Raw genomic sequence first — 23,389 nt, 5'->3', positions numbered from 1 at the left:
TCAATGCTTTGATCGATCATCGATCGCGGGCTTACAGTCATCGATGGGCCCGCGGCGGAGCGCACCAACGACTCCGCACCCGAGCCCCGCGCCCTGTCCTGCCACAGACCAAGGGCACCCCCGACCCTTTCCGTTAAGGGACCCCCGCCCGACACAGGCACTGGGCACCCCCTCCGACTCAGGAAGGCGGCGTAATGACCGACCCCTCCCGCATCCAGCCGAGCGAGCTCGACCAGCTCCCGGACCGCGACCCGGAGGAGACCGCCGAATGGCAGGCCTCCCTGGACGCCGTGACCAAGGCGGCCGGGCCGCACCGTGCCGCGTACCTGATGCGCCGCACGCTGGAGCGCGCCGAGGGCGCGGGCCTGGCGCTCCCCAAGCTTCTTGAGACGGACTACGTCAACACCATCCCCACCGCCGCCGAGCCGGTCATCGACGGCGACGAGGCGATGGAGGCCCGGATCACCGCGTGGAACCGCTGGAACGCGGCCGCGATGGTCACCCGCGGCGCCAAGCACGGCGTCGGCGGCCACATCGCCACCTTCGCGTCGGCCGCCTGGCTGTACGAGACGGGCTTCAACCACTTCTTCCACGGCAAGGAATCCCAGAGTTCCCCCGGCTCCGGCGACCAGCTGTACATCCAGGGCCACGCCTCGCCGGGCATCTACGCCCGCGCCTTCCTCGACGGCCGGCTGGACGAGACGCAGCTCGACAACTTCCGCCAGGAGGCCGGCGGCAACGGCCTGCCGTCCTACCCGCACCCGCGCCGCCTGCCCTGGCTGTGGGAGTTCCCGACCGTCTCCATGGGCCTCGGCCCGCTGTCGGCGATATACCAGGCCCGCTTCAACCGGTACCTCACCAACCGCGGCATCAAGGACGTCTCGTCCTCGCACGTGTGGGCGTTCCTCGGCGACGGCGAGATGGACGAGCCCGAGTCGACGGCGGCACTCGCACTCGCCGCCCGCGAGGGCCTGGACAACCTGACCTTCGTCATCAACTGCAATCTGCAACGCCTCGACGGTCCCGTGCGCGCCAACTTCAAGATCGTGCAGGAGCTCGAGGCCCAGTTCCGCGGCGCCGGCTGGAACGTCGTGAAGTCGCTGTGGGGCAACGCCTGGGACGAGCTGTTCCGGCTCGACACCACGGGCGCCCTGGTCCGCCGCATCCGCGAGGTGCCGGACGCGCAGGTGCAGACGTACCAGACGCGTGACGCCGCCTACATCCGCGAGGACTTCTTCGGCAAGGACCCGGCGCTCGTCGAGATGGCGAAGCTGCTGAGCGACGACAAGATCCTCGAGTGCTTCCACCTCTCCCGCGGTGGCCACGAGCCGCGCAAGGTGTACGCCGCGTACAAGGCCGCGCTCGCGCACAAGGGCGCGCCGACCGTCATCCTCGCGCAGACCGTCAAGGGCTTCACCCTCGGTGAGGGCTTCGCGTCGAAGAACGCGAACCACCAGATGAAGAAGCTGACGTCGGACGAGTTCAAGAACATGCGGGACCTGCTCGACCTGCCGATCTCGGACTCCCAGTTCGTCGACGACGTGGTGCCCTACGGCCACCCCGGCGCCGACTCCCCCGAGGTCCGCTACCTCCAGGAGCGCCGCGCCGCCCTCGGCGGTCCCGCCCCGGCCCGCCGCACGCACGCGCTCGCGCCGCTGCCGCCCGCCGCCGACAAGGTCTTCGCCTCCTTCGACAAGGGCTCGGGCTCGCAGAAGGTGGCGAGCACCATGGCTCTCGTACGGCTCCTGAAGGACCTCGTACGCGACAAGGAGACCGGCAGGCGCTGGGTGCCGATCGTCCCGGACGAGGCCCGCACCTTCGGCATGGAGTCGCTGTTCCCCTCGCTCGGCATCTACTCGCCGAAGGGCCAGACGTACGAGCCGGTCGACCGCGACCAGCTGATGTACTACAAGGAAGCCAAGAACGGCCAGATCCTCAACGAGGGCATCACCGAGGCCGGTTCGATGGCGGACTTCATCGCCGCTTCGTCGTCGTACGCGACGCACGGCGAGGCGATGATCCCCTTCTACATCTTCTACTCGATGTTCGGCTGGCAGCGCACCGCCGACCAGATGTGGCAGCTCGGCGACCAGCTCGGCCGCGGCTTCCTCATCGGCGCCACCGCCGGTCGCACCACGCTGACCGGTGAGGGCCTCCAGCACGCGGACGGCCACTCGCCGATGATCGCCGCGACGAACCCGGCCGCGCTGTCCTACGACCCGGCGTTCGCGTACGAGATCGCGGCGATCGTCAAGGAGGGGCTGCGCCGGATGTACGGCGAGGCCGCTCCGGGCGAGGACCAGGACGTCTTCTACTACCTGACCGTCTACAACGAGCCGATGCAGCAGCCCGCGAAGCCCGCGGGCGTCGACGAGGGCATCGTGAAGGGCCTGTACCGCTTCAACACGGCCGAGTCGGCGGGTCTCGCACCGGCCGCCAACGCCGCGCGGATCCAGCTCCTCGGCTCGGGCACGGCCATCCACTGGGTGCTCAAGGCCCAGACGATGCTCGCCGAGGAGTGGGGTGTGGCCGCCGACGTGTGGTCCGCGACCTCCTGGACCGAGCTGCGCAGGGACGCCCTGGAGGCGGACGCGGCGGTGCTGCGAGGCGAGGAGCGCACGCCCTTCGTGCGTGCCGCCCTCGACGGCGCTCAGGGTCCCGTCCTCGCCGTCTCCGACTACATGCGGCAGGTCCCGGACCAGATCGCCCAGTGGGTCGAGCAGGACTACTCCTCGCTCGGCGCCGACGGGTTCGGCCTCTCCGACACCCGGGACGCGGCGCGCCGCCACTTCGGTGTCGACGCCGAGTCCATCGTCGTCGCGGCGCTGGCGCGGCTCGCTGTGCGCGGTGAGGTGCCTGCGGCCGCGGTCAAGGAGGCCAGGGCCAAGTACGGCCTCTAGCCTCCGGCTCGGTACGCGACACGGGGCCCCGTCCTCCGACGGGGCCCCACCCTGCGTCCCGCCGGGCCGCCGCCCTGTGGGCATCCGGGCCGCCGCCCTGTGGGCAACTGGGCCGCCTAGAGGGCGGGACGGGTGGGCACAGGGCGGCTCCCCGCAGCGCCGGGTTGCGCACCCCCCCGTGCGGCAACCGACCCCGCCGCTGCGCGGCGGTCTCCCACCCACCCACCCGTGACTGTCGGCACCGTCGCACCGCCCGGCACCGCCCGGCACCACCCAGCACCGCGCTGTGCGCAGCTCCCGTCCGGCCACGGCCGCCGCCCCGGCATGATGGAAGCATGCGTGCTGCCCGGCTCATCAAGATGGTGCTGCTGCTCCAGTCGCGGGCATCCATGACCGCCGCCGAACTCGCGGCGGAGCTGGAGGTCTCGGAGCGCACCATCACGCGGGACGCCCAGGCCCTGACGGAGGCGGGCGTACCCGTGTACGCGGACCGCGGCCGGACGGGCGGCTACCGGCTCGTCGGGGGGTACCGGACCCGTCTGACGGGGCTGGCCCGCGGCGAGGCGGAGGCCCTGTTCCTGTCCGGAGTCCCGGGCGCCCTGCGCGAGATGGGCCTGGAGGACGCCGCGTCGGCCGCCCGCCTCAAGGTCTCCGCCGCCCTGCTCCCGTCCCTGCGCGACGCCCCCCGCAGCGCGGCCCAGCGCTTCCACCTGGACGCCCCGGGCTGGTTCAAGGAGACCCCGCCCCCGGCGCTGCTGCCCGCCGTGGCCGACGCGGTGTGGGACGACCGCCCCGTGGTGGCCCGCTACCGGCGCCAGGACTCCGAGGTGGAGCGGGCACTCGAACCGTACGGCCTGGTACTCAAGGCGGGTGTCTGGTACCTGTGCGCCCGCGTCCCGGAGACGGGCTCCCACCGCGTGTACCGCATCGACCGCTTCACCTCCGTCACCCCCGTCGCCCCCGGCGCCTCCGGCCCCTCCGCGGGCGAACGCTTCGTCCGCGACGAGGACTTCGACCTGCCCGCGTTCTGGGAGGAGCGCGCCGCCCAGTTCGCCCGCGCCATCCTGCGCGAGGAGGTCGTCCTGCGCCTCACCCCCGCCGGCGCCCGGCAGCTCCCCCACGTCACCGACCGCGCCGTCGCCCAGGAGGTCCTGGCGGGAGCCGAACCCGACGACAGGGGCCGGGTCACGGTCACCCTGCCCGTCGAGTCCATCGTCGTCGCCTACTCCCAACTCCTCGCCCTCGGCGCCGAGGTGGAGGTCCTCAGGCCGCCGGAGCTGCGGGAGCGCCTCGCTACGACGGCGGCCGGGATGGCCGGGCTCTACCGGTAGCCCGTCACGTCCGCCTCCTTGCTCTCCTGGTCCACCTCCGTGATGTACCGCCAGGCGTCCGGCGCCGAACCGTCCACGTCCGTGAACCCGTACTCCTTCGCGAGGCCGCCGCTGGACAGGGACGCGCCGTTCCACCTGCTCACCCCGGGGTCCGACGCGAGGGCGGCGAGCGCCCGGCCCACGAACGTCGGGGTCTCGGAGATCGCGAAGTGCGGGTTCTGCTCGCAGCCCGCCGTCCAGTCGTCCTCGGTGACCTTGAAGTACGTGTCGAGCATGGCCTCGGAGCGGAGCCACCCCGGCGTCAGGCACAGCGCCGTGCAGCCGTACTCCTTCAGCTCCTCCGCGAGCCCGAGCGTCATCCGCAGCGGCCCCGCCTTCGCCAGGTCGTAGTAGAACGGCTCGCGGTAGCGGCGGTTGTACTCCCGCGTGCCGTCGGTCACCTCCACCACCAGGCCGCCGGGGTTGCGGATCAGGAGCGGCAGCGCGTAACGGCTGGTGACGATGTGGGTCTCGATGCCGAGGCGCAGGATGCGCAGCCCCTTGTCCAGGTCGTGCTCCCACATCTTCTTGCCCCACTCGACATGGACGTCGCCGCCCCAGATGTCGTTGACGAGGATGTCGAGGCGGCCCTGCTCCCGCTCGATCCGCTCGACCAGGGCGCGCACCTGCTCGGGGTCCAGGTGGTCGGTGGGCACCGCGACGCCCGTGCCGCCCGTGTCCGCGCCCGCCGCGGTGACGAGGTCCGCGGTGCCCTCGATGGTCTCCTGGGTCCTGCCGACCTCGCTGGTGTGCTCCCGCGTCGTCCGGCCGGTGACGTACACCGTCGCCCCGGCCCGCCCCAGCTCCACCGCCATGGCCCGCCCGGCCCCGCGCGTGGCCCCGGCCACCAGCGCGATCCTGCCCGCCAGGGCGCCCGCCGCCGCTGCCGTCCGCCCGGCCGCCCCGCTCTCCGCGCCCCCGTCCGCGCCCGTGCCCGCGTTCCTGTCCGCCTCCCTCTCCAGGTCCCTCTCCACGTCCCTCTCCAGGTCCCTCTCCACGTCCCTCTCCAGGTCCCTCTCCGCGTCCCTCTCCACGTCGCTGCCCTTGTTCCTGTCCTTGTCCCTGTCCATGCCGAAGACCCTCGCAGGAAAAGCCGACATCCTCTGTCGGTCTTTCCACGGGCATGTGCACGCATAACGACACAGCCGCATTCCGGCGCACTCCGCGTGCGCCCCCACCGCCGAGGACCGATGCTGGACCCGTGATGGACGAGACGGAGTTCTGGGAGATCGTGGACAGCACCCGCGAGGCCGCCGACGGCGACCCCGAGGACCAGGCCGAGCTGGTCGTCGACAAGCTCCTCGAGTACGACCCGGACGCCGTTCTGGACTTCGCGCGGCACTTCGAGGCCCGCTACAACCGCGCGTACCGCTGGGACCTGTGGGGCGCGGCCTGGATCCTGCTCGACGGCGCGAGCGACGACGCCTTCGACTACTTCCGGTGCTGGCTGATCGGGCAGGGCCGGGAGGTCTTCGAGGGCGCCGTGCACGACCCCGACTCCCTCGCGGACCTCCTCGACGACTTCGACGACGAGATCGACGGGGACGGCGAGGAGCTCGGCTACGCCGCCGACGAGGCGTACGAGCGGATGACCGGCACCGTCGCCCCCGACCTCGGCATCGCGCCCGCGCCGCCCGAGCCGGAGGGCACCCCCGTGGACTTCGAGGACGACCGGACCCTCGGGCAGCTCTACCCGAAGCTGTGGGAGCGGTTCGCCTCCGGCTGACCGGGGCCGCGCCCGCCGCCTGCCCCCTGCCCCCTGCCGCCCGTGCGATCCTACTCCCCCACCACGAACACCAGCAGCGCCACGTCGTCCCGTACCCCGCCGGAGAAGCGGACCAGGTCGCTCCAGATCGCGTCCGTGAAGGCGACGGGGTCGTCGCGCTCGGCCTCGAAGACGGCGGGCAGCCGCTGCGCGAGGGGATAGAACGCCCCGGACGCGTCGCGTGCCTCGGTCACGCCGTCGGTCACGGTCAGCACCCAGTCGCCGGGCTCCAGGTCCACGACGACCTGTTCGGGCGGCGACACCCCCGCGAGGCCGAGGCCGAGCGGCGTACCCGGGGCCGCGACGCGCAGTTCGGTGACCCTGCCGTCGCGGATGAGCAGCGGCGGCGGATGGCCGAAGCAGAGGAACCGCAGCTCGCGGGCCGTCTCGCCGAAGTCGAGGAGGACGGCGGTCGCGAAGAGTTCGGTGGGGTCGCCGGGCGCCTCCTCCTCGGGGTCGATGACGAGGCGGCGGCTGCGTCCCGCCTCCTCGGCGTCGACGACCAGGCGCCGGTCCAGGCACGCGGCGACCCCCGCGAGGCCGTCCTGGTCGAGGACCGCCTCCCGGAAGGCGCCGAGCAGCGCGGCGACGGTCCCGACCGCGGCGAGCCCGTGCCCCTGCACGTCCCCGACCAGGGCGCGCACCCCGTGCGGTCCCCTGCGTACGTCGAAGAGGTCGCCGCCGACGAGCGTGCCGCGCTGCGCCGCGCGGTACAGGCCCGCGCAGCGCACCGGCCCCACCCGGTCGGGCAGCGGCGGCAGGACCGCGAACTGGGCGGCCTCCGCGACCGTGCGGACGGTGACGAGCTGGGCGTCGCGCCGGCTGCGCACCCAGGCGAAGAGCACGCTGAGCGCGGCCACGAAGGCCACGGTCGCGGTGTCGCTCTCACCGGGATGCCCCAGGTCGTAGTCCGGCAGGGAGATCAGCAGCAGGACGGTGCCGCCGAGGAGCGCGGTGGCGCGGGGCCCGTAGGCGAGGGCAGCCAGCGGGGGCACGGCGGCGAGCAGGAAGCTGAGGTCGAGGGTCCTCGGGGTGGCGAGCTGGACGGCACACGTCAGGACCAGGAGCACGGGCGCCGGCCAGCGTGCCCACGGGGGCGTGGCGGCGCCGCGCGGCCACGCGGCCTCCCGCGCGTCCCGCCGCCGTGCCGCGGCCCTGATCATCGGTGCTCCTTCCCCGCGGACCGGAGTACGTGCCCACGCTCCTACGGGCATCCGCGGGGCGCACGCCGGGCCGGTCCGTCGGGAGTGCCGCGCGGCCCCCGCACGGCTCCCTGCGCCCGTGTCACACGGGGCGCCCCATCAGGACGTCGTCGACGTACCGTCCGTCCAGGAGGAACTCGCCGGGCAGCACGCCCTCGACGGCGAAGCCCTCGGACTCGTAGAGCGTGCGGGCCGCCGTGTTGTGCCCGAGGACGCGCAGCGTGACGCGGCGTGCGCCCTGGCGGCGGGCCTCCGCCACCGCGGCCCGCAGCAGCCCGCGCCCCACCCCCTTGCCGCGCGCCTCGTCGGCGACCACGAAGCCCAGGATCTGACGTACGTGCGCGTTCACGGCGAGCGGCGTCGGGAAGCCGAGCCGGATGTAGCCCACCGTCCTGCCGTCCAGCTCGGCGACCAGGTGGTCGCGGGGGCCGAAGCGCTCCGTGAAGAACGGGTCGTGGGGCGGTCGCGGTCGCGGCTGTACGGAGTGCAGGGTGGACCAGTGGTCCCGGTCCAGACGAGCCAGCACGTCATCGTCATCGGCACGCGCGGTGCGTATGTACGTCTGCTGCATGGGCGTCACTGTACGGCGGGCGCACGACGGCGCAGGCGCCCTTTTTCCGGCAGGGCGTACGCACCGTTCTCGGCCGGGCATGCGCACCGTTTCCCGGCAGGACGCGCGCACCGTTTCCCGGCAGGACGCGCGCACCGTTTCCCGGCAGGATGTGTGCATGGATTCAGGGCAGGATGTGCCCATGGACGAGCCCGCAGCGCCCGCTGAGTCACCTGAGCCCGCAGCGCCCTCCGCGGAGGCCTCCGGCGGCCCGGGACGCGTCGCCGTGGCGGGGGCCTCCGGGCTCATCGGCTCGGCGCTCGTGCGCTCCCTCGCCGCCGACGGGCACGAGGTGGTGCGGCTCGTGCGCCGGGCGCCGCGTGCCGCGGACGAGGTGCGCTGGGACCCCGCGAAGGAGTACGTGGACGCGGACGGACTCGCGGGCTGCGACGCCGTCGTGAACCTGGCGGGCGCCGGCATCGGGGACCGCCGCTGGAACGACGCGTACAAGCGCGAGCTGCGCGACAGCAGGGTGCTCGGCACCAGGACGCTCGCCACCGCCGTGACCGCGCTCGACGCCCCGCCGCGCGTGTTCCTGAACGGCAGCGCGATCGGCTTCTACGGAGACACCGGCTCCCGCGCGGTGGACGAGAGCGCCCCCGCCGGGGACGGGTTCCTTCCGTCCATGTGCGTGGAGTGGGAGCAGGCGGCCGCGCCCGTCCAGGAGGCGGGCGTGCGCACGGTGTTCGCGCGCAGCGGCCTGGTGGTCGCACGCGGGGGCGGCGCCTGGGGTCGGATGTTCCCGCTCTTCAAGGCGGGGCTCGGCGGGCGGCTCGGCGACGGGCGGCAGTACTGGAGCTTCATCGCGCTGCGCGACGAGGTGGCGGCGCTGCGGCTGCTGCTCGCGCGGGACGACCTGGCGGGACCCTTCAACCTGACGGCGCCGGAGCCGGTCACCAATCGCGAGGTGACGGCCGCGATGGGCCGGGTGCTGCGCCGCCCCACGCTGTTCCCGGCGCCCGCGCCCGCACTGCGCCTGGTCCTCGGCGAGATGGCGGGCGACGTCCTCGGCAGCCAGCGCGTGCTTCCGGCCAGGCTCACGGAGGCCGGCTTCGTCTTCGCCCACCCCCGGATCGACGACGCGGTGCGGGCCGCGCTGAGCTGACGCCGGGGGCGTGTCCCCGCGGCGGGTCGCCGGTTCCGCTCGGCACCGCGCACGTGTGCGACCGGCGTGCGACCGTGCCCGGTCCATGCGCGACTGCCGCGGGGCGTCCGCGCTCCTACCCTCGAGCGGAACTCGGGGATTCCGCCGCCCCGCCGTGGGCATAAGGCTCCCCAGCCGTCGAGCGAACCGCGCAACCTCCGGGAGGAGCACGTGCCAGAGCCTGCGCACCAAGCCGATGTCGTCATCGTGGGAGCCGGGATCGCGGGCCTGTCGGCCGCCCACCGCCTCACCAGGGCCGGTGTAACGGCCACGGTCCTGGAAGCCGCCCCGTACGTCGGCGGCCGGATGTCCACGGAGAAGGTGGACGGTTTCCGGCTCGACCGGATAGGCCAGCTACTGACCACGTCGTATCCGGAGCTGCGCCACGCGCCCGGACTCGACGCCCTCGTCCTGCGTCCGTTCGCGCCCGGTCTGCTCGTGCACAGCGAGGGCAGGCACCACCGGGCGGCGGAGCCAGGCGGGAGCAAGAGCGCAGGGGGCGCACGGGGAGCGCTCACTGCGGCACGCGCCCTGGCGGGCGCCCCCCGCAGCCCGCGGGTGGCGCCGCCGTGGCGCCCTGCGCCCGGCGCCGCGGCCCGGCGCCCGGCCGGAACCGCACCCCGGCCGTCCGGGCCCGGGTCCCGCACCACCCCCCTGGGCAGCGCGCTCGACCAGGCCAGGCTCGGGGCGGCGCTCGCCCGTATCGCGGCGGCCCCGGTCCCGCGGCTCCTCGCGCGCCCCGAACTGCCCGCCGTGCGGGCCCTGACCGCGCGCGGTCTTCCCGCGCGCACGGTGGCGGGGTTCCTGCGCCCCCTGCTCTCGGCGCTCCTGTGCGACCCGGACCTGACGACGTCGAGCCGCTGCGCCGACCTCGCCCTGCACGCCTTCGCGCGCGGCAGGCTCTGTCTGCCCGAAGGCGGCGCCGACGTCCTGCCCGAGCTGCTCGCGGCCGCGCTGCCGCCCGGGACCGTGCGCACCGGCGTGCGGGTCACCTCGGTGTCCGCGAACCGCGTCACCACCGCGGAGCACGGCGAGCTGTCCTGCGCCGGTGTGCTGCTCGCCACCGACGCGCGCGCCGCCGCCGGGCTCCTGCCGGGCCTGCGGGTGCCCTCCTTCCACCCGGTGACCGTGGTGCACCACGAGGCCCCCGAGCCGCCGCTCGCCGAACCCGCCCTGCTCCTCGACGCCGACCGCCGGGGTCCGGTGGCGCACACGGCCGTGGTCAGCCGGGTCGACCCCACGCGCGCGCCCGCGGGCCGCACCCTGGTCTCCTCGACCGTCCTCGGCCCGCCGCCGGAGGACCTGGAGCGGCGCGTCAGCACCCACCTCGCGGAGCTGTACGGCACCTCCACGAGGAGCTGGGAGCTGCTCGCCGTGCACCACACGCGCGAGGCGGTGTCCGCGATGCCGCCACCGCACGACCTGCGCCGCCCCGTACGGCTGCTCGCGGGCCTGTACGTGTGCGGTGACCACCGGGACACCAGCACCGTGCAGGGGGCGCTGCACTCGGGCCGCAGGGCGGCTGCCGCCGCGCTCGCCGACCTGGGCGTCGGGTCCGCGTACCCGGACGAAACGGTGCCTGCGGCTGCTTGAGCGGGGGCCTGGGCCGGGCCCGGCCTCGGCGCGTTGCCGCCCGCCCGGCTCCCGTCGATCGGCGCTGCGCGCCTCGTCCTCGATCGCCGGACGGGCTGGAACTCACCGGCGTGAACTCCAGCCCCGCCCCGCAGACCCAGCCCGGACGGGCTGGAAGCCGGACCCCGGGCCCGCCCGGCCCCGCTACCCCAGCGCCGCCACCTTGTCGCGGTACCCGCGTACGGGTGGCGCGTCCCGGTAGGGCTCGAGGCGGCGTTCGAAGTCGCGTACGTACTCCACCGCGCGGACCGATCGCATCTCGCCCGCCGCCTGGGCCGCCTCCGCACCCAACTGGCAGGCCTGTTCCAGTTCGCCGAGGCCGAGCCTCGCGGAGGCGAGGACGACGCGGCAGAAGAGCCTGCTGCGGGCGTAGCCGGGGGCGCGCAGCTGGAGGGAGCGCTCGGCGTGCTGGGCGGCCGCGCGGTACTGCTGGAGATCGCGGTTGCAGTGCGCGAACTCGTCGGCGAGCTGGGCCTCGTCGAAGAAGCGCGCCCAGTACGGGACCTCGTCGCCGGGCCGTGCCGTCTCCAGGACGCGCTCGGCCCGCACCATCGACGCCGCGCAGGCCCGCACCTCCCCGAGGACGCCGTGCCCGCGCGCCTCGACGGCGTGCAGCAGGGCCTGCACGACGGGCGGCGCCGACGAACCGACGCCCTGCTGGGCGACCCGGGCGAGCTGCACCGCCTCGCGCCCGTGGCCGAGGTAGACGGCCTGGCGGCTCATGGTGACCAGGACGTAGCTGCCGTACGCGCGGTCGCCCGCGGCCTGCGACAGGCGCAGGGCCTGGACGAAGTACCGCTGGGCGAGGCCGTGCGCCGCGATGTCGTACGACGTCCAGCCCGCGAGCCTGGTCAGGTCCGCGGCGGCGGCGAACAGCCGGCGCCCCGCCTGCTCGCCGTAGGTGCCGCGGAGCATCGGCTCGGCCTCGTGCTCCAGATAGCGGACCAGGGCCTGGCGGGCGTGCCCGCCGCCGTAGGCGTGGTCGAGGGCGCGGAACAGCTCGCCGACGGAGCGCAGGGCCGCGATGTCGCCGCCGGAGACCCGGTGGCCGGGGCCGCGGTCGGTCTCGCGGCGCTGGCGGGGCACGGCGGGGCGGCCCTGGGCGGGTACGCGCGGCACCTGCTGGGGCTCACCGCGGGCGACGCGTTCGTCGGCGCGGCCGATCAGCCAGTCCCGGCTCGGCACCACGAGCCCGGCCGGGGTGAAGGCGATCTTTCGCAGTTCGGCGTGGCTGCCGGAGTCCTTGCGCCACAGTCCGCCGACGATGTCGACGGCTTCCTCGGGCGAGGAGGCGAACTCGAGGCCCGCGTAGACGGGCGCGCACGCGTCGAGCCCGAGGTCCTGCGCGGAGAGCCGGCGGCCGAGCCGCCGGGTGAAGACCTCCGCGATCAGTGCGGGGGTCGTGCCGCGCGGCTGCTGGCCTCTGAGCCAACGCGTCACCGATGTCTTGTCGTACCTGAGATCGAGCCCGTGCTCGAGCCCTAGCTGATCGACGCGGCGGGCGAGGCCCGCGTTGGAGAAACCTGCTTCCGCGATGAGCGCGGCTAGCTGTCGGTTGGGGGTGCGCTGCGGAGGTCGTTCCGTCATCAGCTGTGCGGTCTCCTGCCTTCCGGGCCTGCCTTGAGCAGCCCTTATGGCCTCGTGAACGGCGCGAATGTAGCGGCGCTGAGGGCCCTGATCGTGACCTTCAAGCCGTATTCATCCGATCGTGTGAGGATTGACCGGTCGGCTGACGGGATTCCGCCGGACGTAGAGTGGCTGGGGCACGATCCGTGCACGGTGAAGGTTTCCGGGTGCGGGACGGGTCCGCGCAGACGGTGGCCGTGACGGCCGCGGCGGGCGCGGAGTGCGCGGGGATGGTTCTAGGGAGGCACGTGCCGTGGGCGATTTGCGATTCATCCGGCTGGGTTTCGGCCCCGAGTCCGTCGAGTACCAGGAGGCCTGGGACGAGCAGCGACGGGTGCACGCCGCCCGCTTCGCCGACGAGGCCCCCGACACCTGTCTGCTCCTCGAGCACCCGCCGGTCTACACGGCGGGCCGCAGGACCGACCCGAGCGAGCGCCCGCTGGACGGCACGCCCGTCGTGGACGTGGACCGCGGCGGCAAGATCACTTGGCACGGCCCGGGGCAGCTCGTCGGCTACCCGATCCAGAAGCTGCCGCGTCCAGTGGACGTCGTAGCACATGTACGCCGTCTGGAAGAGGCGCTTATCCGAACGTGTGCGGAGTTCGGCCTCGGGACCACGAGGGTGGAGGGGCGCAGCGGCGTATGGGTCCTCGGTGACCCGGTGGAGTCGCGTCCGGCGCCCGGCGGGCTCAGCCTCGACTTCGACCCGAGGCTCCAGGACGACGAGTTCGACCCCCGCCTCGACGGCCCGGAGTACGCGCCCTCCAACGCGGGCCAGCGCCGCGAGGACCGCAAGGTCGCCGCGATCGGCATCCGCGTCGCCAAGGGCGTCACGATGCACGGCTTCGCCCTGAACGTGAACCCGGACAACACCTGGTTCGACCGGATCGTGCCGTGCGGCATCCGGGACGCGGGCGTGACGTCGATCGCCCACGAGCTGGGCCGCGACATCACGATCGCCGACGTCCTGCCGGTGGCCGAGAAGCACCTGCGGGACGTCCTGGAGAACGCGGAGCTCAAGCCGCGCGAGGTGGCGAAGCCCGCACTCGCCTAGCCGTTCCGGGGCCCGGAGCGCCCGCCGTACGGGGATGTCGTACGGGACGCGGCCCGCGTACGGGAATGCACCCCTTGGGCCAGAGGTTGGCCGTACGTAAGCCCCATGACATGACGGGCGTACCCTGGGGTGCGCCGACGAATCGAAGTTACGCCAGCTAACAGGGAGCCGATGTGTCCGCAGTCGCACCCGACGGACGCAAGATGCTGCGCCTGGAGGTCCGGAACGCCCAGACCCCCATCGAGCGCAAGCCCGAGTGGATCAAGACCCGGGCGAAAATGGGCCCCGAGTACAACGCCCTGCAAAAGCTCGTGAAGAGCGAGGGCCTGCACACGGTCTGCCAGGAAGCGGGCTGTCCGAACATCTACGAGTGCTGGGAGGACCGCGAGGCCACGTTCCTCATCGGCGGCGACCAGTGCACGCGGCGCTGTGACTTCTGCCAGATCGACACCGGCAAGCCGCAGGCCCTCGACCGCGACGAGCCCCGCCGCGTCGGCGAGTCCGTCGTCACGATGGACCTGAACTACGCCACGATCACCGGCGTCGCCCGCGACGACCTCGAGGACGGCGGCGCCTGGCTGTACGCGGAGACGGTCCGGCAGATCCACGCCATGACGGCACAGCGCGAGGGCGGCCACACCAAGGTCGAGCTGCTCATCCCCGACTTCAACGCGGAGCCCGACCAGTTGGCCGAGGTCTTCTCCTCGCGCCCCGAGGTGCTCGCGCACAACGTGGAGACGGTGCCGCGCATCTTCAAGCGCATCCGCCCCGGGTTCCGCTTCGAGCGCTCCCTGAAGGTCATCACCGAGGCCCGCGAGGCCGGTCTGGTGACGAAGTCGAACCTGATCCTCGGCATGGGCGAGGAGCGCGAGGAGATCAGCGAGGCGCTCCAGCGGCTGCACGACGCGGGCTGCGAGCTCATCACGATCACGCAGTACCTGCGCCCGTCGGTGCGCCACCACCCCGTGGAGCGCTGGGCCAAGCCGCAGGAGTTCGTGGAGCTCAAGGAGGAGGCCGAGGAGATCGGCTTCTCCGGCGTCATGTCGGGGCCGCTGGTCCGCTCCTCCTACCGTGCGGGGCGGCTGTACCAGATGGCGATCGAGCGGCGCGGGTCGTACGTGGCGTCGCAGGCGGTGTGAGGCGGCCTCCCCGAGGCAGCCTCCGCCCTGCCGCCGCCCGCCGCTTTGCGGGTGCTCGGCCGGGTCACGGGAGGCCACCCGCCGTGTGAATCCGCGCACAAGCGACTACCCGCCAGTAGCGGCCGGTACGACGTGGCCCGTGCGTTCCTCGCAGGTGAGGGGAGCGTCGGCGCCGCGCCCGACGCCTGCGGTCTCCGCGTCAGGGTTTCACCGGTGTTTGACCGCCCGGTCACGCCCTGGTAACACCAATCAGTGACTCTGCTACTACCGCACGTACAGCCTTGGTCAGAGCCGGGATCCCCCGTCCCCTGTCGCTTTCCGGAGGGCATCACCATGCAGGCCGCGCCCGTTCGCGCCACCGCCATCCCGTCCGTCACCCACGCGCTGCGCGCCGTGGAGTCGCTGCTCATGAGCGGTGGCCAGCGCACCGCGCGCCGCAACGCCTGGACGTCGGTCCTCGAGGACCGGCGCCGCGCCAAGGACCGGGTCGAGGCGCAGCGCGTGCTGGAGGAGGCGGGAGCAACCCGCACGTCGTAGTCCTCTCCTGGGCCACGTAGACTTCACGTCATGGCGAGGAAGGAAACCACCGCGGCGGCTTCGGCCGCGGAACCCGGGCGACTCAAGCAGATCGCTCTGACCTACAAGATGACCCGGCGGGCCGACTCCAAGATCGGTCTCATCATCGCGGCTGTGGGAATCGTCACCTTCGGTGTCTTCCTCGCGATCGGCTTCTGGATCGACCACCCCATCTACCTCGGCATTCTCGGGTTCCTCCTCGCCTTCCTCGCGATGGCGATCGTCTTCGGACGCAGGGCCGAGCGTGCCGCCTTCGGACAGATGGAGGGCCAGCCCGGCGCGGCGGCCGCGGTGCTCGACAAGATCGGCCGCGGCTGGACCACGACCCCCGCGGTGGCGATGAACCGCAGCCAGGACGTGGTGCACCGCACGGTCGGCAAGGCGGGCATCGTCCTGGTGGCCGAGGGCAACGCGAACCGGCTGAAGCCGCTGCTCGCCGCCGAGAAGAGGAAGATGGCCCGCATCGTCGCGGACGTGCCCGTGCACGACGTGGTCGTCGGCAACGGCGAGGGCCAGGTCGAGCTCAAGAAGCTCCGCACCACCCTCCTGAAGCTTCCCCGGGTGCTCCAGGGCCCCCAGGTCACGGCGACCAACGACCGCCTCAAGGCCATGGGCGACCTGATGTCCAACATGCCGCTTCCAAAGGGCCCGATGCCGAAGGGCATGCGGATGCCGCGGGGTGGCCCCAAGATGCGGTGACGCTGCCGCTGTTCCTTTGACGTGTACGACGTGAGGGGCGGCGGGCCCCCCGGGGGTGGGCGGCCCCCACCGGGGGGGGACCCCGGGGGCCCCCGTCGCGGAGGGGTGGGCGGGCGGGGGGGGTGAGGGCCGGGGTGTGGGGGGGGGGGGCCCCCCAGGGGGGGGGGCGGCGGGGGTTTTTCTTTGGGGTGGTCGGTGGGGGGGGCGCCCCCACCGGGGGGGGCCCGCCGCCCCTCACGTCGTCGTACGCCCTGGCCCCTCGTACGCGTAGCAGTGGACGTACGTCAGTCGTACGCGCAGATGTACGTCAGATCCTGACCTGCACGGCGCGGGCGAGGCGGTCGTGGAGGCCGCGGCCGTCGCGGTCCCAGATGAGGGCAGGGATGCCGATGCACAGCAGCACGCTGCGGACCAGGACGCGGACGAAGCCGAGGCGGCCGCCGTCCTCGCCGATGACGCGCAGGCCGAGCAGGCGCTTGCCGGGCGTGCTGCCGACCGTACCCACGGTCAGCAGGCTCATCACGAGGAGGATGACCAGGGCCCAGTTGCCCATCGCCTGGGGGTTGTCGCGGGCGAGCAGGCCGTACGCGATGACCATGCACAGGCCCCAGTCGACGGCGATGGCGCCGATGCGGCGGCCGGGCCGGGCGATGGAGCCGGGGCCCTCCTCGGGCAGGCCGAGCTGCTCACCCCGGTATCCGAAGTCGACGCCCGCGTCCTCGGCTGCCGCGCGCGGGCCGGAGAGCCACGATCCGATTGCTTGCCTGTTGTCCACCCGTCCACGGTACTGCGCGGGCGCGGGGGGACGGGCGGGCGGGGTCGCACCCGGGGGCCGGCGGGATCGCTCCAAGGCCCGGCGGGATCGCACCAGGGCCCGGCGGGGTCGCGCCACGGAAGGGTGAGGTCGCCGTACGGGCCTGTCCCGCACTCGCCCTGGTTAACTTCGGCGAAACAAATGGGTCACGCTTGAGAAATCCGCCGTCCTTATGGTCGGGTCCCAGCGTGTGCCACCGCACCGGCCGCACAACCGAGCTGCAACCCCGTTCCTTCCCGGGCGGGAGTAGGAGGAGCTGGATGTTCCAGAACGCCGACGAAGCCAAGAAGTTCCTCGCGGACGAGGACGTGAAGTTCGTAGACGTCCGCTTCTGCGACCTGCCGGGTGTCATGCAGCACTTCACGGTGCCGGCCGAGGTGTTCGACCCCACGGAGGAACTGGCCTTCGACGGCTCGTCCATCCGCGGCTTCCAGGCGATCCACGAGTCGGACATGGCACTGCGCGCGGACCTCTCCACCGCCCGGGTGGACCCCTTCCGCCGCGACAAGACGCTGAACGTCAACTTCTTCATCCACGACCCGATCACGGGCGAGCAGTACTCCCGCGACCCGCGCAACGTGGCCAAGAAGGCGGAGGCCTACCTGGCGTCCACCGGCATCGCCGACACGGCGTACTTCGGCCCCGAGGCCGAGTTCTACGTCTTCGACTCGGTCCGCTTCGAGACCTCCGCCAACCGTTCGATCTACGAGATCGACTCCGAGGCGGGCGCCTGGAACACCGGCGCGGTCGAGAACAACCGCGGCTACAAGGTCCGCTACAAGGGCGGTTACTTCCCGGCACCGCCGGTGGACCACTTCGCCGACCTGCGTGCCGAGATCTCCCTGGAGCTGGACAAGCAGGGCCTGAAGGTCGAGCGCCAGCACCACGAGGTGGGCACGGCGGGCCAGGCGGAGATCAACTACAAGTTCAACACGCTGCTCGCCGCCGCGGACGACCTGATGCTCTTCAAGTACATCGTGAAGAACGTCGCGTGGCGCAACGGCAAGACGGCGACCTTCATGCCGAAGCCGATCTTCGGTGACAACGGCTCCGGCATGCACGTCCACCAGTCCCTGTGGACCGGTGGCGAGCCGCTCTTCTACGACGAGCAGGGCTACGCGGGCCTCTCGGACACCGCCCGCTACTACATCGGCGGCATCCTCAAGCACGCCCCCTCGCTCCTGGCCTTCACCAACCCCACGGTGAACTCCTACCACCGCCTGGTCCCCGGCTTCGAGGCCCCGGTCAACCTGGTCTACTCCCAGCGCAACCGCTCCGCCGCGATGCGCATCCCGATCACGGGCTCCAACCCCAAGGCCAAGCGCGTGGAGTTCCGCGCCCCCGACCCGTCCTCGAACCCCTACCTGGCCTTCTCCGCGCTCCTCCTGGCGGGCCTCGACGGCGTCAAGAACAAGATCGAGCCGGCCGAGCCCATCGACAAGGACCTCTACGAACTCGCCCCCGAGGAGCACGCGGGCGTCCCCCAGGTCCCCACGTCCCTCCCCGCGGTCCTCGACGCCCTCGAGGCGGACAACGAGTACCTCCAGGCCGGCGGCGTCTTCACGTCCGACCTGATCGAGACGTGGATCGACTACAAGCGCACGAACGAGATCGCCCCGATCCAGCTGCGGCCGCACCCGCACGAGTTCGAGCTGTACTTCGACATCTAAAGGGCGGGGTCGGGTGAGCTGGGGCTAGGCCCCAGAAACCTGCTGTGACCTGGGAAAACACTGCTCGGTAGTTCTCACTGGTCCCAGTTGTTTTCCAGGGCCTTGTGCACCGGCAGCGCCAATACCTGACCCACCATCAGAGACGCACGCGAGGGCCGTCACCTCCGAGGAGGAGGTGACGGCCCTCGCGTGCGTGACGTTCAGCGCCGGCTCAGAGGACTTCTTGGTCTCCTAGAAGTTGGGGAGGCAGTGACCTGTGGTGACGGTGACTACAGGGAACTGACCTGGCCATTTTCGTTGGATAACGATGTGGGCTGCGACGGTCCAAATTCGGTGCCCTGCGGACTGTGTGCGGACTGGTGTGTCACCACGCATGCCGCAGCTATGCGCATGCCATGAAGGTTGCGGCGCTACTGCCGGAGAATGCTCATAATCTCGTCGGCCTTGGCGACAGCAGCGCGTGGCCCATACACCGCCATTGCGGCCAGCAGTGCAGCAGCACCCGCGAGAACGGCATCAACACCTGCCGGAAGTCCCAACAGCACACCAAGAAGTAGGGCCCCGGCCGCAGCAACGACCACAGCCAGCAAGCGGAGCCCTTCTCTGGCGGCCACTGGGACTGTGCCGCGCAGCGTCTGCTCCGGTAGGAGCGTGCTCACGTTGCCAGCCGCAAAGCTATTGCCAATCTTCGCTAAGAGTGCCGCTAGGCTACGGAGGGCCGCATCTCCCTTTATGTCGACCTGAGCCTCGGCCAGTTGGATCTTGGCTACTACGAGAGCAGCGTGCTGTTTCGCGTTGCGTTGTCGTGGAGAGCCGCGACCAACGCTGTCTGAAATGCGATGGACGCGTAACAGCGACCGGCGGACGATCGAGCAGGTGTCATCCAGATGGCGGAGTGTCCGGTGTCTTTCGCTCGTACAAGACTTGGCCACTGCTTCGCATGCCTCGATAGCCGCCATGATTGAGAGCAACAGCCGATAGCTTGCGATGGCTTTGCTGCGCTTGGCCGCCCATGTCAGGAGTGGCAGCGATACTGCAGCGAGTATGAGCGCGTCGGGATGCAGACTCGGTTGCACTTCTTGTGTCTCGATCGTCTTGATGACTGACGCAATCAGGTCGCCCACCCCTGCGCCGACTGCGAAGGTCAACAGCCAGTAGCGCAGCTTCACGGACCCAGCGGTCTTCTGCCCGGCCTCACGGAAGGGCTGAATCGGCAGGTTGCCTAGACCGAGACGGTTGAGTGCCTCAACTGTTGGCGCCATGTCCCGCTCTGCGACAGCGGCGTTCCATGCCGACCACCGTGCCTGCACTGGCTTGATCCGGTGCGCAATCCAGGCGGCAGAGCGATAGGACAGCACAGCGATGGAGGCAAGGAGCATGCCGCCGATCAGCGACCGCTGAACGGCTGCTGCGCGTTCCCAGTCAAAGTTCATGGGGCGATACTGGCGCAGAGGGCTGAAAGTCGGGTTCGAACCGCCCAACTGGCCTTGTGGCTCTGGACTTTGGATAGAGGTGCAGCAGTCCCCATTCCAGGTGGTCACGCTGCATTTCACTACTCCGCAGCGGCCTTGTCAGATGCTCTTGATCTTGATGGCCAGGGCACCGAGGGCTTCCTTCTCGGGGCCGTAGTTGGAGCGGATGTTGGCCAGCTGCTCGTCGCGGCTCGCGCTCGGGTTCACGTTGGCCGGGCCTTCGCCGTCGAGGAGGGCCTCGAACGTCGTATACGCGGTGACGCGCAGGACACGGACCTCACAGGTCTCGTCGGTGCCCTTGATGCGGAAGCGGATGGTGTCGCCTGCGGTGAGGTCCTCCAAGTGCGGGTACTTCACCCGCACCTCGATGGTCTTGGTGCCCGCGGCCACGAGGTCGAAGTACTTGCGGTAGAGGTTGAGTTCGCGGACTCGGGCGGTGGTGTCGGTCATGGGGCGGGGACGCTCCTGGGCGCTGGTGTCGTCATCATGCGGCCGATCTCGGCAGCTGAGTACGAGCGGAAGAAATGGCGGGGGTCGGACAGCAGGGTCTCGGTCAGGTCGAGCAGTTGCTTGGTGTACCCGGGCAACGAGCCGGGCCACTGCCTGGTGTCGAGCATCCAGTCGGCGGCACCGTCGGGCAAGGGTGCGTGGCCCTCACGTATCAGGGACTTGGACAGCTTCGCACCCGTGTCGGTGACGATCTGGGGGCAGAACAAACGGGCAGGGAGCTGTGCGCGGGTGAGGCCGACGGCCTGGTGTGCCTCGTCCACGAGGTGGGAGCCGAAGGCCCAATCGCCGCCCTTGACCATGACGTGGAGCGTGCCGCGTGGGCTGGACAGAGCGAGTTCCTTGACGAGGTTGCGGTAGAGGGGGCCAGGTCCAGATACGCGCCTGTGGTGGGCTTGATGGTCGTCTCGTAGGGACCGTGGTGCAGGCACACAGCGGTCACCGTGGCAGTCTCCGGGCTGCTGGCGTGCACCTGCGTGCGCTCGGCGTGCTTCTCGGCCCAACCACATCCGAGATGCGGGCACGGAACGCGAATGTGCGGGGTGCCCGTCGAGGGGGCGAGCCACCAGCGGGCGGCGTCGATGCGCGGCAGGATCCGTAACCAGGTGCGGCGGAAGTGCTCGTCGGCCTGCTGCTGGGTGTACGTCTCGACGCGGTACGGGATGCCCAGGCGCCGGGCCGCTCGGTGAACAGGGGCTCGTACAGGGCGGCGACGAGGTCGGTGAGAGCTTGGGCGCCGATGGCCTGGGCGTAGGCGCGCTGGTAGCGGTGGCCGGTCGCCGGGTCGGTGGTCAGCTCGTAGGGGGCGTTGTCGAGGGCGCTGAAGAGGACTTCCGCCGACAGGCCGAAGCGGCTTTGGAGGCGAGCGGCCATGGCGAATGCGAGGGACTGGACCAGGGAGGTGCCGAGGTGTGGGGTGCCGTTGATCTGGGTGCCGACGACCAGCACGATCCGTTCCGGTGGGTCGGCCAGGATGCGCGGGGTCAGGACGTCCTCGGCGTTGTGGAGGGCGTTGGCGAGCACGGTGTTGGGCGAGACGGGGTGCACTGTCACGGCGGATTCCCTTGCGTCGGGGAGCAGTTCATTCGGTCCGGGTGTGGCCGAAGAGGAGCCGTCGCTGGAGCGTGGCGCGGTCGAGGTAGGCGTCGATCTCGGCGGGTGCGGCGGCACGCGAGAGGGCATCGAGGCCCAGCACGAGGGCGGCCGGGGTGCGCTGGCGAAGAAGCAGGGTCCAGGGTCTGCCTGCGGGTATGCGCTTGCGGTACGGAGTTCCGTTGAAGCGCAGGGCGACGTCGGTCGGGCTGAGCGGGCGCAGGCGCGGCCCGATGTCGGGTGGTGGTGCTGTGGCGGGGCCAAGGCCGAGCGAGGTCGCGACGGCGCGCATGCGCTGCTCGATGATCGCGGGCGTCTCATACGGGCTGCGGGGAGGCTGTGGCACGAGGAGCAGGCAGCACAGCGTGGCGCCGGTTGGGTCGGTGTCGAGCCAGGTGGCGGTCGCGAGGGAGGCGATCAGCCCAGGGGACGGGGTGTGCGGCTCGGTGGCGCGGGTGAGGATCAGCATGGGGTCACCGCCGGGACCTTGAAGGATGCCCAGACATGTTTGCCGGGTCCTTCACGCGCTGCGACGCCCCAGTCATCGGCGATGGCGGCGACCAGAAACAGGCCGCGTCCGGAGTCGCTGGTGTCCCGCACTTGGTGTTGCCTGGGTATGCCCTCGCCTCCGTCGTGTACTTCGACGAGTAGCTGGGCGTCGTGGATTTCGACGCGTACGAGGATCACATCGTCGGTCGAAGTCCCATGCAGCAGCGCGTTCGTGACGAGTTCCGACGTGCAGAGACGGACGTCGTCGAGGCGTTCGTCGCAGCCCCACTGGGTAAGGGTCTCGGCAATGAACTCGCGGGCTGCGCGTGCGGTGAGCTTGCGCCGGGCGAAGAGCATCGCGCGCTGCACCGTGGTGCCTGCGGCGTGATCCAGCTCGTCGGTATTCGGCTCATCGCGTGGTCTGTTGGGCATGCCCAACAGCCAACCGCCGTCGCTCGCTTGGGTCGGGAGCCAGCGCGGGGGCCAAGCAGGGGGCCACTATGGGGGCCAGAATCCACATGCTCCGGGGAGACGGGATGGGCGACACGGGTATCGGTGTCTTGCTCCTCGGACTGCGCAAGGGGCGTGGGTGGTCCCAGCAGAAGGTCGCCGACGAGTACAACGCCCGAGAGGGCCGTGCCGCCATGACCGGCAAGGAGATCGGGCGCTACGAGCGTGAGGCGCGCATCCCGGACCCGTACACCCGAAGCCACTTGGCTCAGGTCTTCGCGGTCGACGTCGGTGTCCTTGACCGCGCTGTCGCGCTCACCAAGCGGCGTCGTGGCGGTGGGGACGGTGCGGAGGACCCAGATGGTCTGGCGGTTCCGAGCCCCGCAGAGCGGTCCGTGGCCGGCGCCGTGTCGGCGGACGCCTCGTCGTCGGCCGAGTTCGCCAGGTTCATCACGCAGCGCAACGCCGACGAGGTGGTCGTCGAGCAGCTGGAGGCCGACGTGGCGCGGCTCGCGCGCTCGTACGTCAGCCACCCTCTGCTGGAGCTCTACGTTGAAATCAAGCATCTACGGGACGGCGCCTTCGACCTGCTGCGCGGGCGCCAACGGCCTTGGCAGACCAGCGACTTGTACGTCTCGGCCGCGCGACTGTGCGGGCTGTGCGCTCACGTCTGCCTGGATCTGGGGCACTACGACTCGGCAGCCACCCATGCCCGCACCGCCCGCGCGTGCGCCGAGGCCGCGGGGCACGAGGGGATGCTGGCCTAGGTGCGGGCGGTGGAATCGCTGATCGCCTACTGGACCGGGCGCTATGAGCCGTAGACCGTGCGCCTGGTGTTCACGACGCGCGAGCGCAAGTCGTTGAACAAGAACTACTTCAACTACCTCTGGAAGGGCGCCCTGGAGGCTATCGGCGCGATAAAGGCCCTCAACGACAAGCCTGTTGGCAAGGGCCGCAAGTGGGAGGAGTGCCGCAACAAGATGATGCACGCACTGCGGCACCTCTTCGCCTCCGAGGCGATCAACGAAGGCGTCGATGTATATACGCTCGCCGACCTTCTCGGTCACGAGGACCCGGCCTTCACGCTCCGTCGGTACGTGCACCGCGTCAAGGGCGCGGTCGAGAAGGCCCGAAAGGCGATCGGTCAACGGTACCGGCTCATCGCATGATGGCAGGTG

At 71.4% G+C, this 23,389-nt stretch carries 21 protein-coding genes and 1 pseudogene; 12 read left to right on the top strand and 10 right to left on the bottom strand.

The features are described 5' to 3' along the window. The first annotated feature begins 194 nt into the window (after window positions 1-194). Both aceE and ACH4DX_RS04100 read left to right on the top strand, forming a co-directional pair. Entirely contained in the window at window positions 195-2,900 is a 2,706-nt protein-coding gene (aceE, locus tag ACH4DX_RS04105) for a pyruvate dehydrogenase (acetyl-transferring), homodimeric type (protein ID WP_398117573.1), read from the top strand. A gap of 335 nt (window positions 2,901-3,235) precedes the next feature. Next, on the top strand, window positions 3,236-4,231 hold the full coding sequence (locus ACH4DX_RS04100) for a helix-turn-helix transcriptional regulator (protein WP_398153904.1): 996 nt from the start codon (window positions 3,236-3,238) through the stop codon (window positions 4,229-4,231). Here ACH4DX_RS04100 and ACH4DX_RS04095 read toward each other — a convergent pair. Then, window positions 4,222-5,340: an SDR family oxidoreductase gene (locus tag ACH4DX_RS04095; RefSeq protein WP_398153903.1), complete on the bottom strand. Its 1,119-nt coding sequence runs from the start codon at window positions 5,338-5,340 to the stop codon at window positions 4,222-4,224. The genes ACH4DX_RS04100 and ACH4DX_RS04095 overlap by 10 nt on opposite strands. A gap of 134 nt (window positions 5,341-5,474) precedes the next feature. On the opposite strand from ACH4DX_RS04095, the gene ACH4DX_RS04090 reads away from it, so the two are divergent. Next, window positions 5,475-5,996, top strand: a complete 522-nt coding sequence (locus ACH4DX_RS04090; protein ID WP_398118083.1) for a DUF4240 domain-containing protein — start codon at window positions 5,475-5,477, stop codon at window positions 5,994-5,996. Between the two features lie 50 nt (window positions 5,997-6,046). On the opposite strand, the gene ACH4DX_RS04085 is transcribed toward ACH4DX_RS04090, so the two are convergent. Together ACH4DX_RS04085 and ACH4DX_RS04080 are read right to left on the bottom strand one after the other, a co-directional pair. Beyond that, window positions 6,047-7,198 (bottom strand): PP2C family protein-serine/threonine phosphatase, encoded by a 1,152-nt coding sequence (locus ACH4DX_RS04085; RefSeq protein ID WP_398117569.1) that lies wholly within the window; start codon window positions 7,196-7,198, stop codon window positions 6,047-6,049. 121 nt (window positions 7,199-7,319) lie between these two features. After that, window positions 7,320-7,808, bottom strand: a complete 489-nt coding sequence (locus tag ACH4DX_RS04080) for a GNAT family N-acetyltransferase (RefSeq protein ID WP_398117567.1) — start codon at window positions 7,806-7,808, stop codon at window positions 7,320-7,322. 181 nt (window positions 7,809-7,989) lie between these two features. Between ACH4DX_RS04080 and ACH4DX_RS04075 the strand changes: the two genes are divergently transcribed. Next, window positions 7,990-8,952, top strand: a complete 963-nt coding sequence (locus ACH4DX_RS04075) for a TIGR01777 family oxidoreductase (protein WP_398153902.1) — start codon at window positions 7,990-7,992, stop codon at window positions 8,950-8,952. 210 nt (window positions 8,953-9,162) lie between these two features. Then, window positions 9,163-10,584, top strand: a complete 1,422-nt coding sequence (locus ACH4DX_RS04070; RefSeq protein ID WP_398153901.1) for an NAD(P)/FAD-dependent oxidoreductase — start codon at window positions 9,163-9,165, stop codon at window positions 10,582-10,584. A 183-nt stretch (window positions 10,585-10,767) separates the two neighbouring features. Here ACH4DX_RS04070 and ACH4DX_RS04065 read toward each other — a convergent pair whose 3' ends face one another. Next, the gene (locus ACH4DX_RS04065) at window positions 10,768-12,210 is read right to left on the bottom strand and encodes a regulator (protein ID WP_398117561.1); all 1,443 of its coding nucleotides are present in this window, start codon (window positions 12,208-12,210) and stop codon (window positions 10,768-10,770) included. Window positions 12,211-12,502: 292 nt separating this feature from the next. Between ACH4DX_RS04065 and lipB the strand changes: the two genes are divergently transcribed. The 4 genes from lipB (at window position 12,503) to ACH4DX_RS04045 (ending at window position 15,717) form a co-directional block, all read left to right on the top strand. Then, window positions 12,503-13,303: a lipoyl(octanoyl) transferase LipB gene (lipB, locus tag ACH4DX_RS04060; RefSeq protein WP_398117559.1), complete on the top strand. Its 801-nt coding sequence runs from the start codon at window positions 12,503-12,505 to the stop codon at window positions 13,301-13,303. A gap of 173 nt (window positions 13,304-13,476) precedes the next feature. After that, window positions 13,477-14,442 carry a lipoyl synthase gene (locus tag ACH4DX_RS04055; protein WP_398117557.1) on the top strand — a complete coding sequence of 322 codons (966 nt, stop codon included), beginning with the start codon at window positions 13,477-13,479 and terminating at the stop codon, window positions 14,440-14,442. A gap of 333 nt (window positions 14,443-14,775) precedes the next feature. Next, window positions 14,776-14,979: a hypothetical protein gene (locus ACH4DX_RS04050; protein WP_398117556.1), complete on the top strand. Its 204-nt coding sequence runs from the start codon at window positions 14,776-14,778 to the stop codon at window positions 14,977-14,979. 30 nt (window positions 14,980-15,009) lie between these two features. Beyond that, entirely contained in the window at window positions 15,010-15,717 is a 708-nt protein-coding gene (locus ACH4DX_RS04045) for a DUF4191 domain-containing protein (protein WP_398117554.1), read from the top strand. Window positions 15,718-16,024: 307 nt separating this feature from the next. On the opposite strand, the gene ACH4DX_RS04040 is transcribed toward ACH4DX_RS04045, so the two are convergent. Then, entirely contained in the window at window positions 16,025-16,492 is a 468-nt protein-coding gene (locus ACH4DX_RS04040) for an RDD family protein (protein ID WP_398153900.1), read from the bottom strand. A gap of 299 nt (window positions 16,493-16,791) precedes the next feature. On the opposite strand from ACH4DX_RS04040, the gene glnA reads away from it, so the two are divergent. Beyond that, window positions 16,792-18,201, top strand: coding sequence for a type I glutamate--ammonia ligase (glnA, locus tag ACH4DX_RS04035; RefSeq protein ID WP_398153899.1), 1,410 nt, complete (start codon window positions 16,792-16,794; stop codon window positions 18,199-18,201). 410 nt (window positions 18,202-18,611) lie between these two features. Here the strand turns inward: glnA and ACH4DX_RS04030 are convergent, their stop codons facing one another. The 5 genes and pseudogenes from ACH4DX_RS04030 to ACH4DX_RS04010 all read right to left on the bottom strand — a co-directional run bounded on the left by ACH4DX_RS04030 (window position 18,612) and on the right by ACH4DX_RS04010 (window position 22,193). Then, on the bottom strand, window positions 18,612-19,634 hold the full coding sequence (locus ACH4DX_RS04030; protein ID WP_398153898.1) for a hypothetical protein: 1,023 nt from the start codon (window positions 19,632-19,634) through the stop codon (window positions 18,612-18,614). 138 nt (window positions 19,635-19,772) lie between these two features. Beyond that, a complete protein-coding gene (locus ACH4DX_RS04025) occupies window positions 19,773-20,123 on the bottom strand; it encodes an ASCH domain-containing protein (RefSeq protein WP_398153897.1) in 351 nt (116 codons plus the stop codon). Next, window positions 20,120-21,233, bottom strand: a pseudogene (locus ACH4DX_RS04020) (hypothetical protein). The gene ACH4DX_RS04025 and the pseudogene ACH4DX_RS04020 overlap by 4 nt, the downstream one beginning before the upstream one ends. A 28-nt stretch (window positions 21,234-21,261) precedes the next feature. After that, window positions 21,262-21,741, bottom strand: coding sequence for a hypothetical protein (locus tag ACH4DX_RS04015; RefSeq protein ID WP_398153896.1), 480 nt, complete (start codon window positions 21,739-21,741; stop codon window positions 21,262-21,264). Beyond that, the gene (locus ACH4DX_RS04010) at window positions 21,735-22,193 is read right to left on the bottom strand and encodes an ATP-binding protein (RefSeq protein ID WP_398153895.1); all 459 of its coding nucleotides are present in this window, start codon (window positions 22,191-22,193) and stop codon (window positions 21,735-21,737) included. The genes ACH4DX_RS04015 and ACH4DX_RS04010 overlap by 7 nt, the downstream gene beginning before the upstream one ends. Before the next feature lie 104 nt (window positions 22,194-22,297). On the opposite strand from ACH4DX_RS04010, the gene ACH4DX_RS04005 reads away from it, so the two are divergent. Then, window positions 22,298-22,978: a helix-turn-helix domain-containing protein gene (locus tag ACH4DX_RS04005; protein ID WP_398153894.1), complete on the top strand. Its 681-nt coding sequence runs from the start codon at window positions 22,298-22,300 to the stop codon at window positions 22,976-22,978. 66 nt (window positions 22,979-23,044) lie between these two features. Then, window positions 23,045-23,380 carry a tyrosine-type recombinase/integrase gene (locus tag ACH4DX_RS04000; RefSeq protein ID WP_398153893.1) on the top strand — a complete coding sequence of 112 codons (336 nt, stop codon included), beginning with the start codon at window positions 23,045-23,047 and terminating at the stop codon, window positions 23,378-23,380. Window positions 23,381-23,389 lie beyond the last annotated feature (9 nt).

It is taken from the genome of Streptomyces sp. NPDC017940 (assembly GCF_044328435.1).
In the GTDB taxonomy this organism is placed as follows: Bacteria; Actinomycetota; Actinomycetes; order Streptomycetales; family Streptomycetaceae; genus Streptomyces.
Note: the sequence above shows the minus strand (reverse complement) of the source record. Positions and strands in the feature narration are given on the sequence as shown.

Bases quoted from the DNA above. Each gene is read 5' to 3' on its own strand.
- ACH4DX_RS04050 (WP_398117556.1), top strand. From the start codon at position 14,776: ATGCAGGCCGCGCCCGTTCGCGCCACCGCCATCCCGTCCGTCACCCAC.
- ACH4DX_RS04065 (WP_398117561.1), bottom strand. From the start codon at position 12,210: ATGACGGAACGACCTCCGCAGCGCACCCCCAACCGACAGCTAGCCGCG.
- ACH4DX_RS04045 (WP_398117554.1), top strand. From the start codon at position 15,010: ATGGCGAGGAAGGAAACCACCGCGGCGGCTTCGGCCGCGGAACCCGGG.
- glnA (WP_398153899.1), top strand. From the start codon at position 16,792: ATGTTCCAGAACGCCGACGAAGCCAAGAAGTTCCTCGCGGACGAGGAC.
- ACH4DX_RS04010 (WP_398153895.1), bottom strand. From the start codon at position 22,193: ATGCCCAACAGACCACGCGATGAGCCGAATACCGACGAGCTGGATCAC.
- ACH4DX_RS04030 (WP_398153898.1), bottom strand. From the start codon at position 19,634: ATGAACTTTGACTGGGAACGCGCAGCAGCCGTTCAGCGGTCGCTGATC.
- ACH4DX_RS04080 (WP_398117567.1), bottom strand. From the start codon at position 7,808: ATGCAGCAGACGTACATACGCACCGCGCGTGCCGATGACGATGACGTG.
- ACH4DX_RS04095 (WP_398153903.1), bottom strand. From the start codon at position 5,340: ATGGACAGGGACAAGGACAGGAACAAGGGCAGCGACGTGGAGAGGGAC.
- ACH4DX_RS04075 (WP_398153902.1), top strand. From the start codon at position 7,990: ATGGACGAGCCCGCAGCGCCCGCTGAGTCACCTGAGCCCGCAGCGCCC.
- ACH4DX_RS04085 (WP_398117569.1), bottom strand. From the start codon at position 7,198: ATGATCAGGGCCGCGGCACGGCGGCGGGACGCGCGGGAGGCCGCGTGG.
- ACH4DX_RS04005 (WP_398153894.1), top strand. From the start codon at position 22,298: ATGGGCGACACGGGTATCGGTGTCTTGCTCCTCGGACTGCGCAAGGGG.
- ACH4DX_RS04090 (WP_398118083.1), top strand. From the start codon at position 5,475: ATGGACGAGACGGAGTTCTGGGAGATCGTGGACAGCACCCGCGAGGCC.
- ACH4DX_RS04025 (WP_398153897.1), bottom strand. From the start codon at position 20,123: ATGACCGACACCACCGCCCGAGTCCGCGAACTCAACCTCTACCGCAAG.
- aceE (WP_398117573.1), top strand. From the start codon at position 195: ATGACCGACCCCTCCCGCATCCAGCCGAGCGAGCTCGACCAGCTCCCG.
- ACH4DX_RS04100 (WP_398153904.1), top strand. From the start codon at position 3,236: ATGCGTGCTGCCCGGCTCATCAAGATGGTGCTGCTGCTCCAGTCGCGG.
- ACH4DX_RS04015 (WP_398153896.1), bottom strand. From the start codon at position 21,741: ATGCTGATCCTCACCCGCGCCACCGAGCCGCACACCCCGTCCCCTGGG.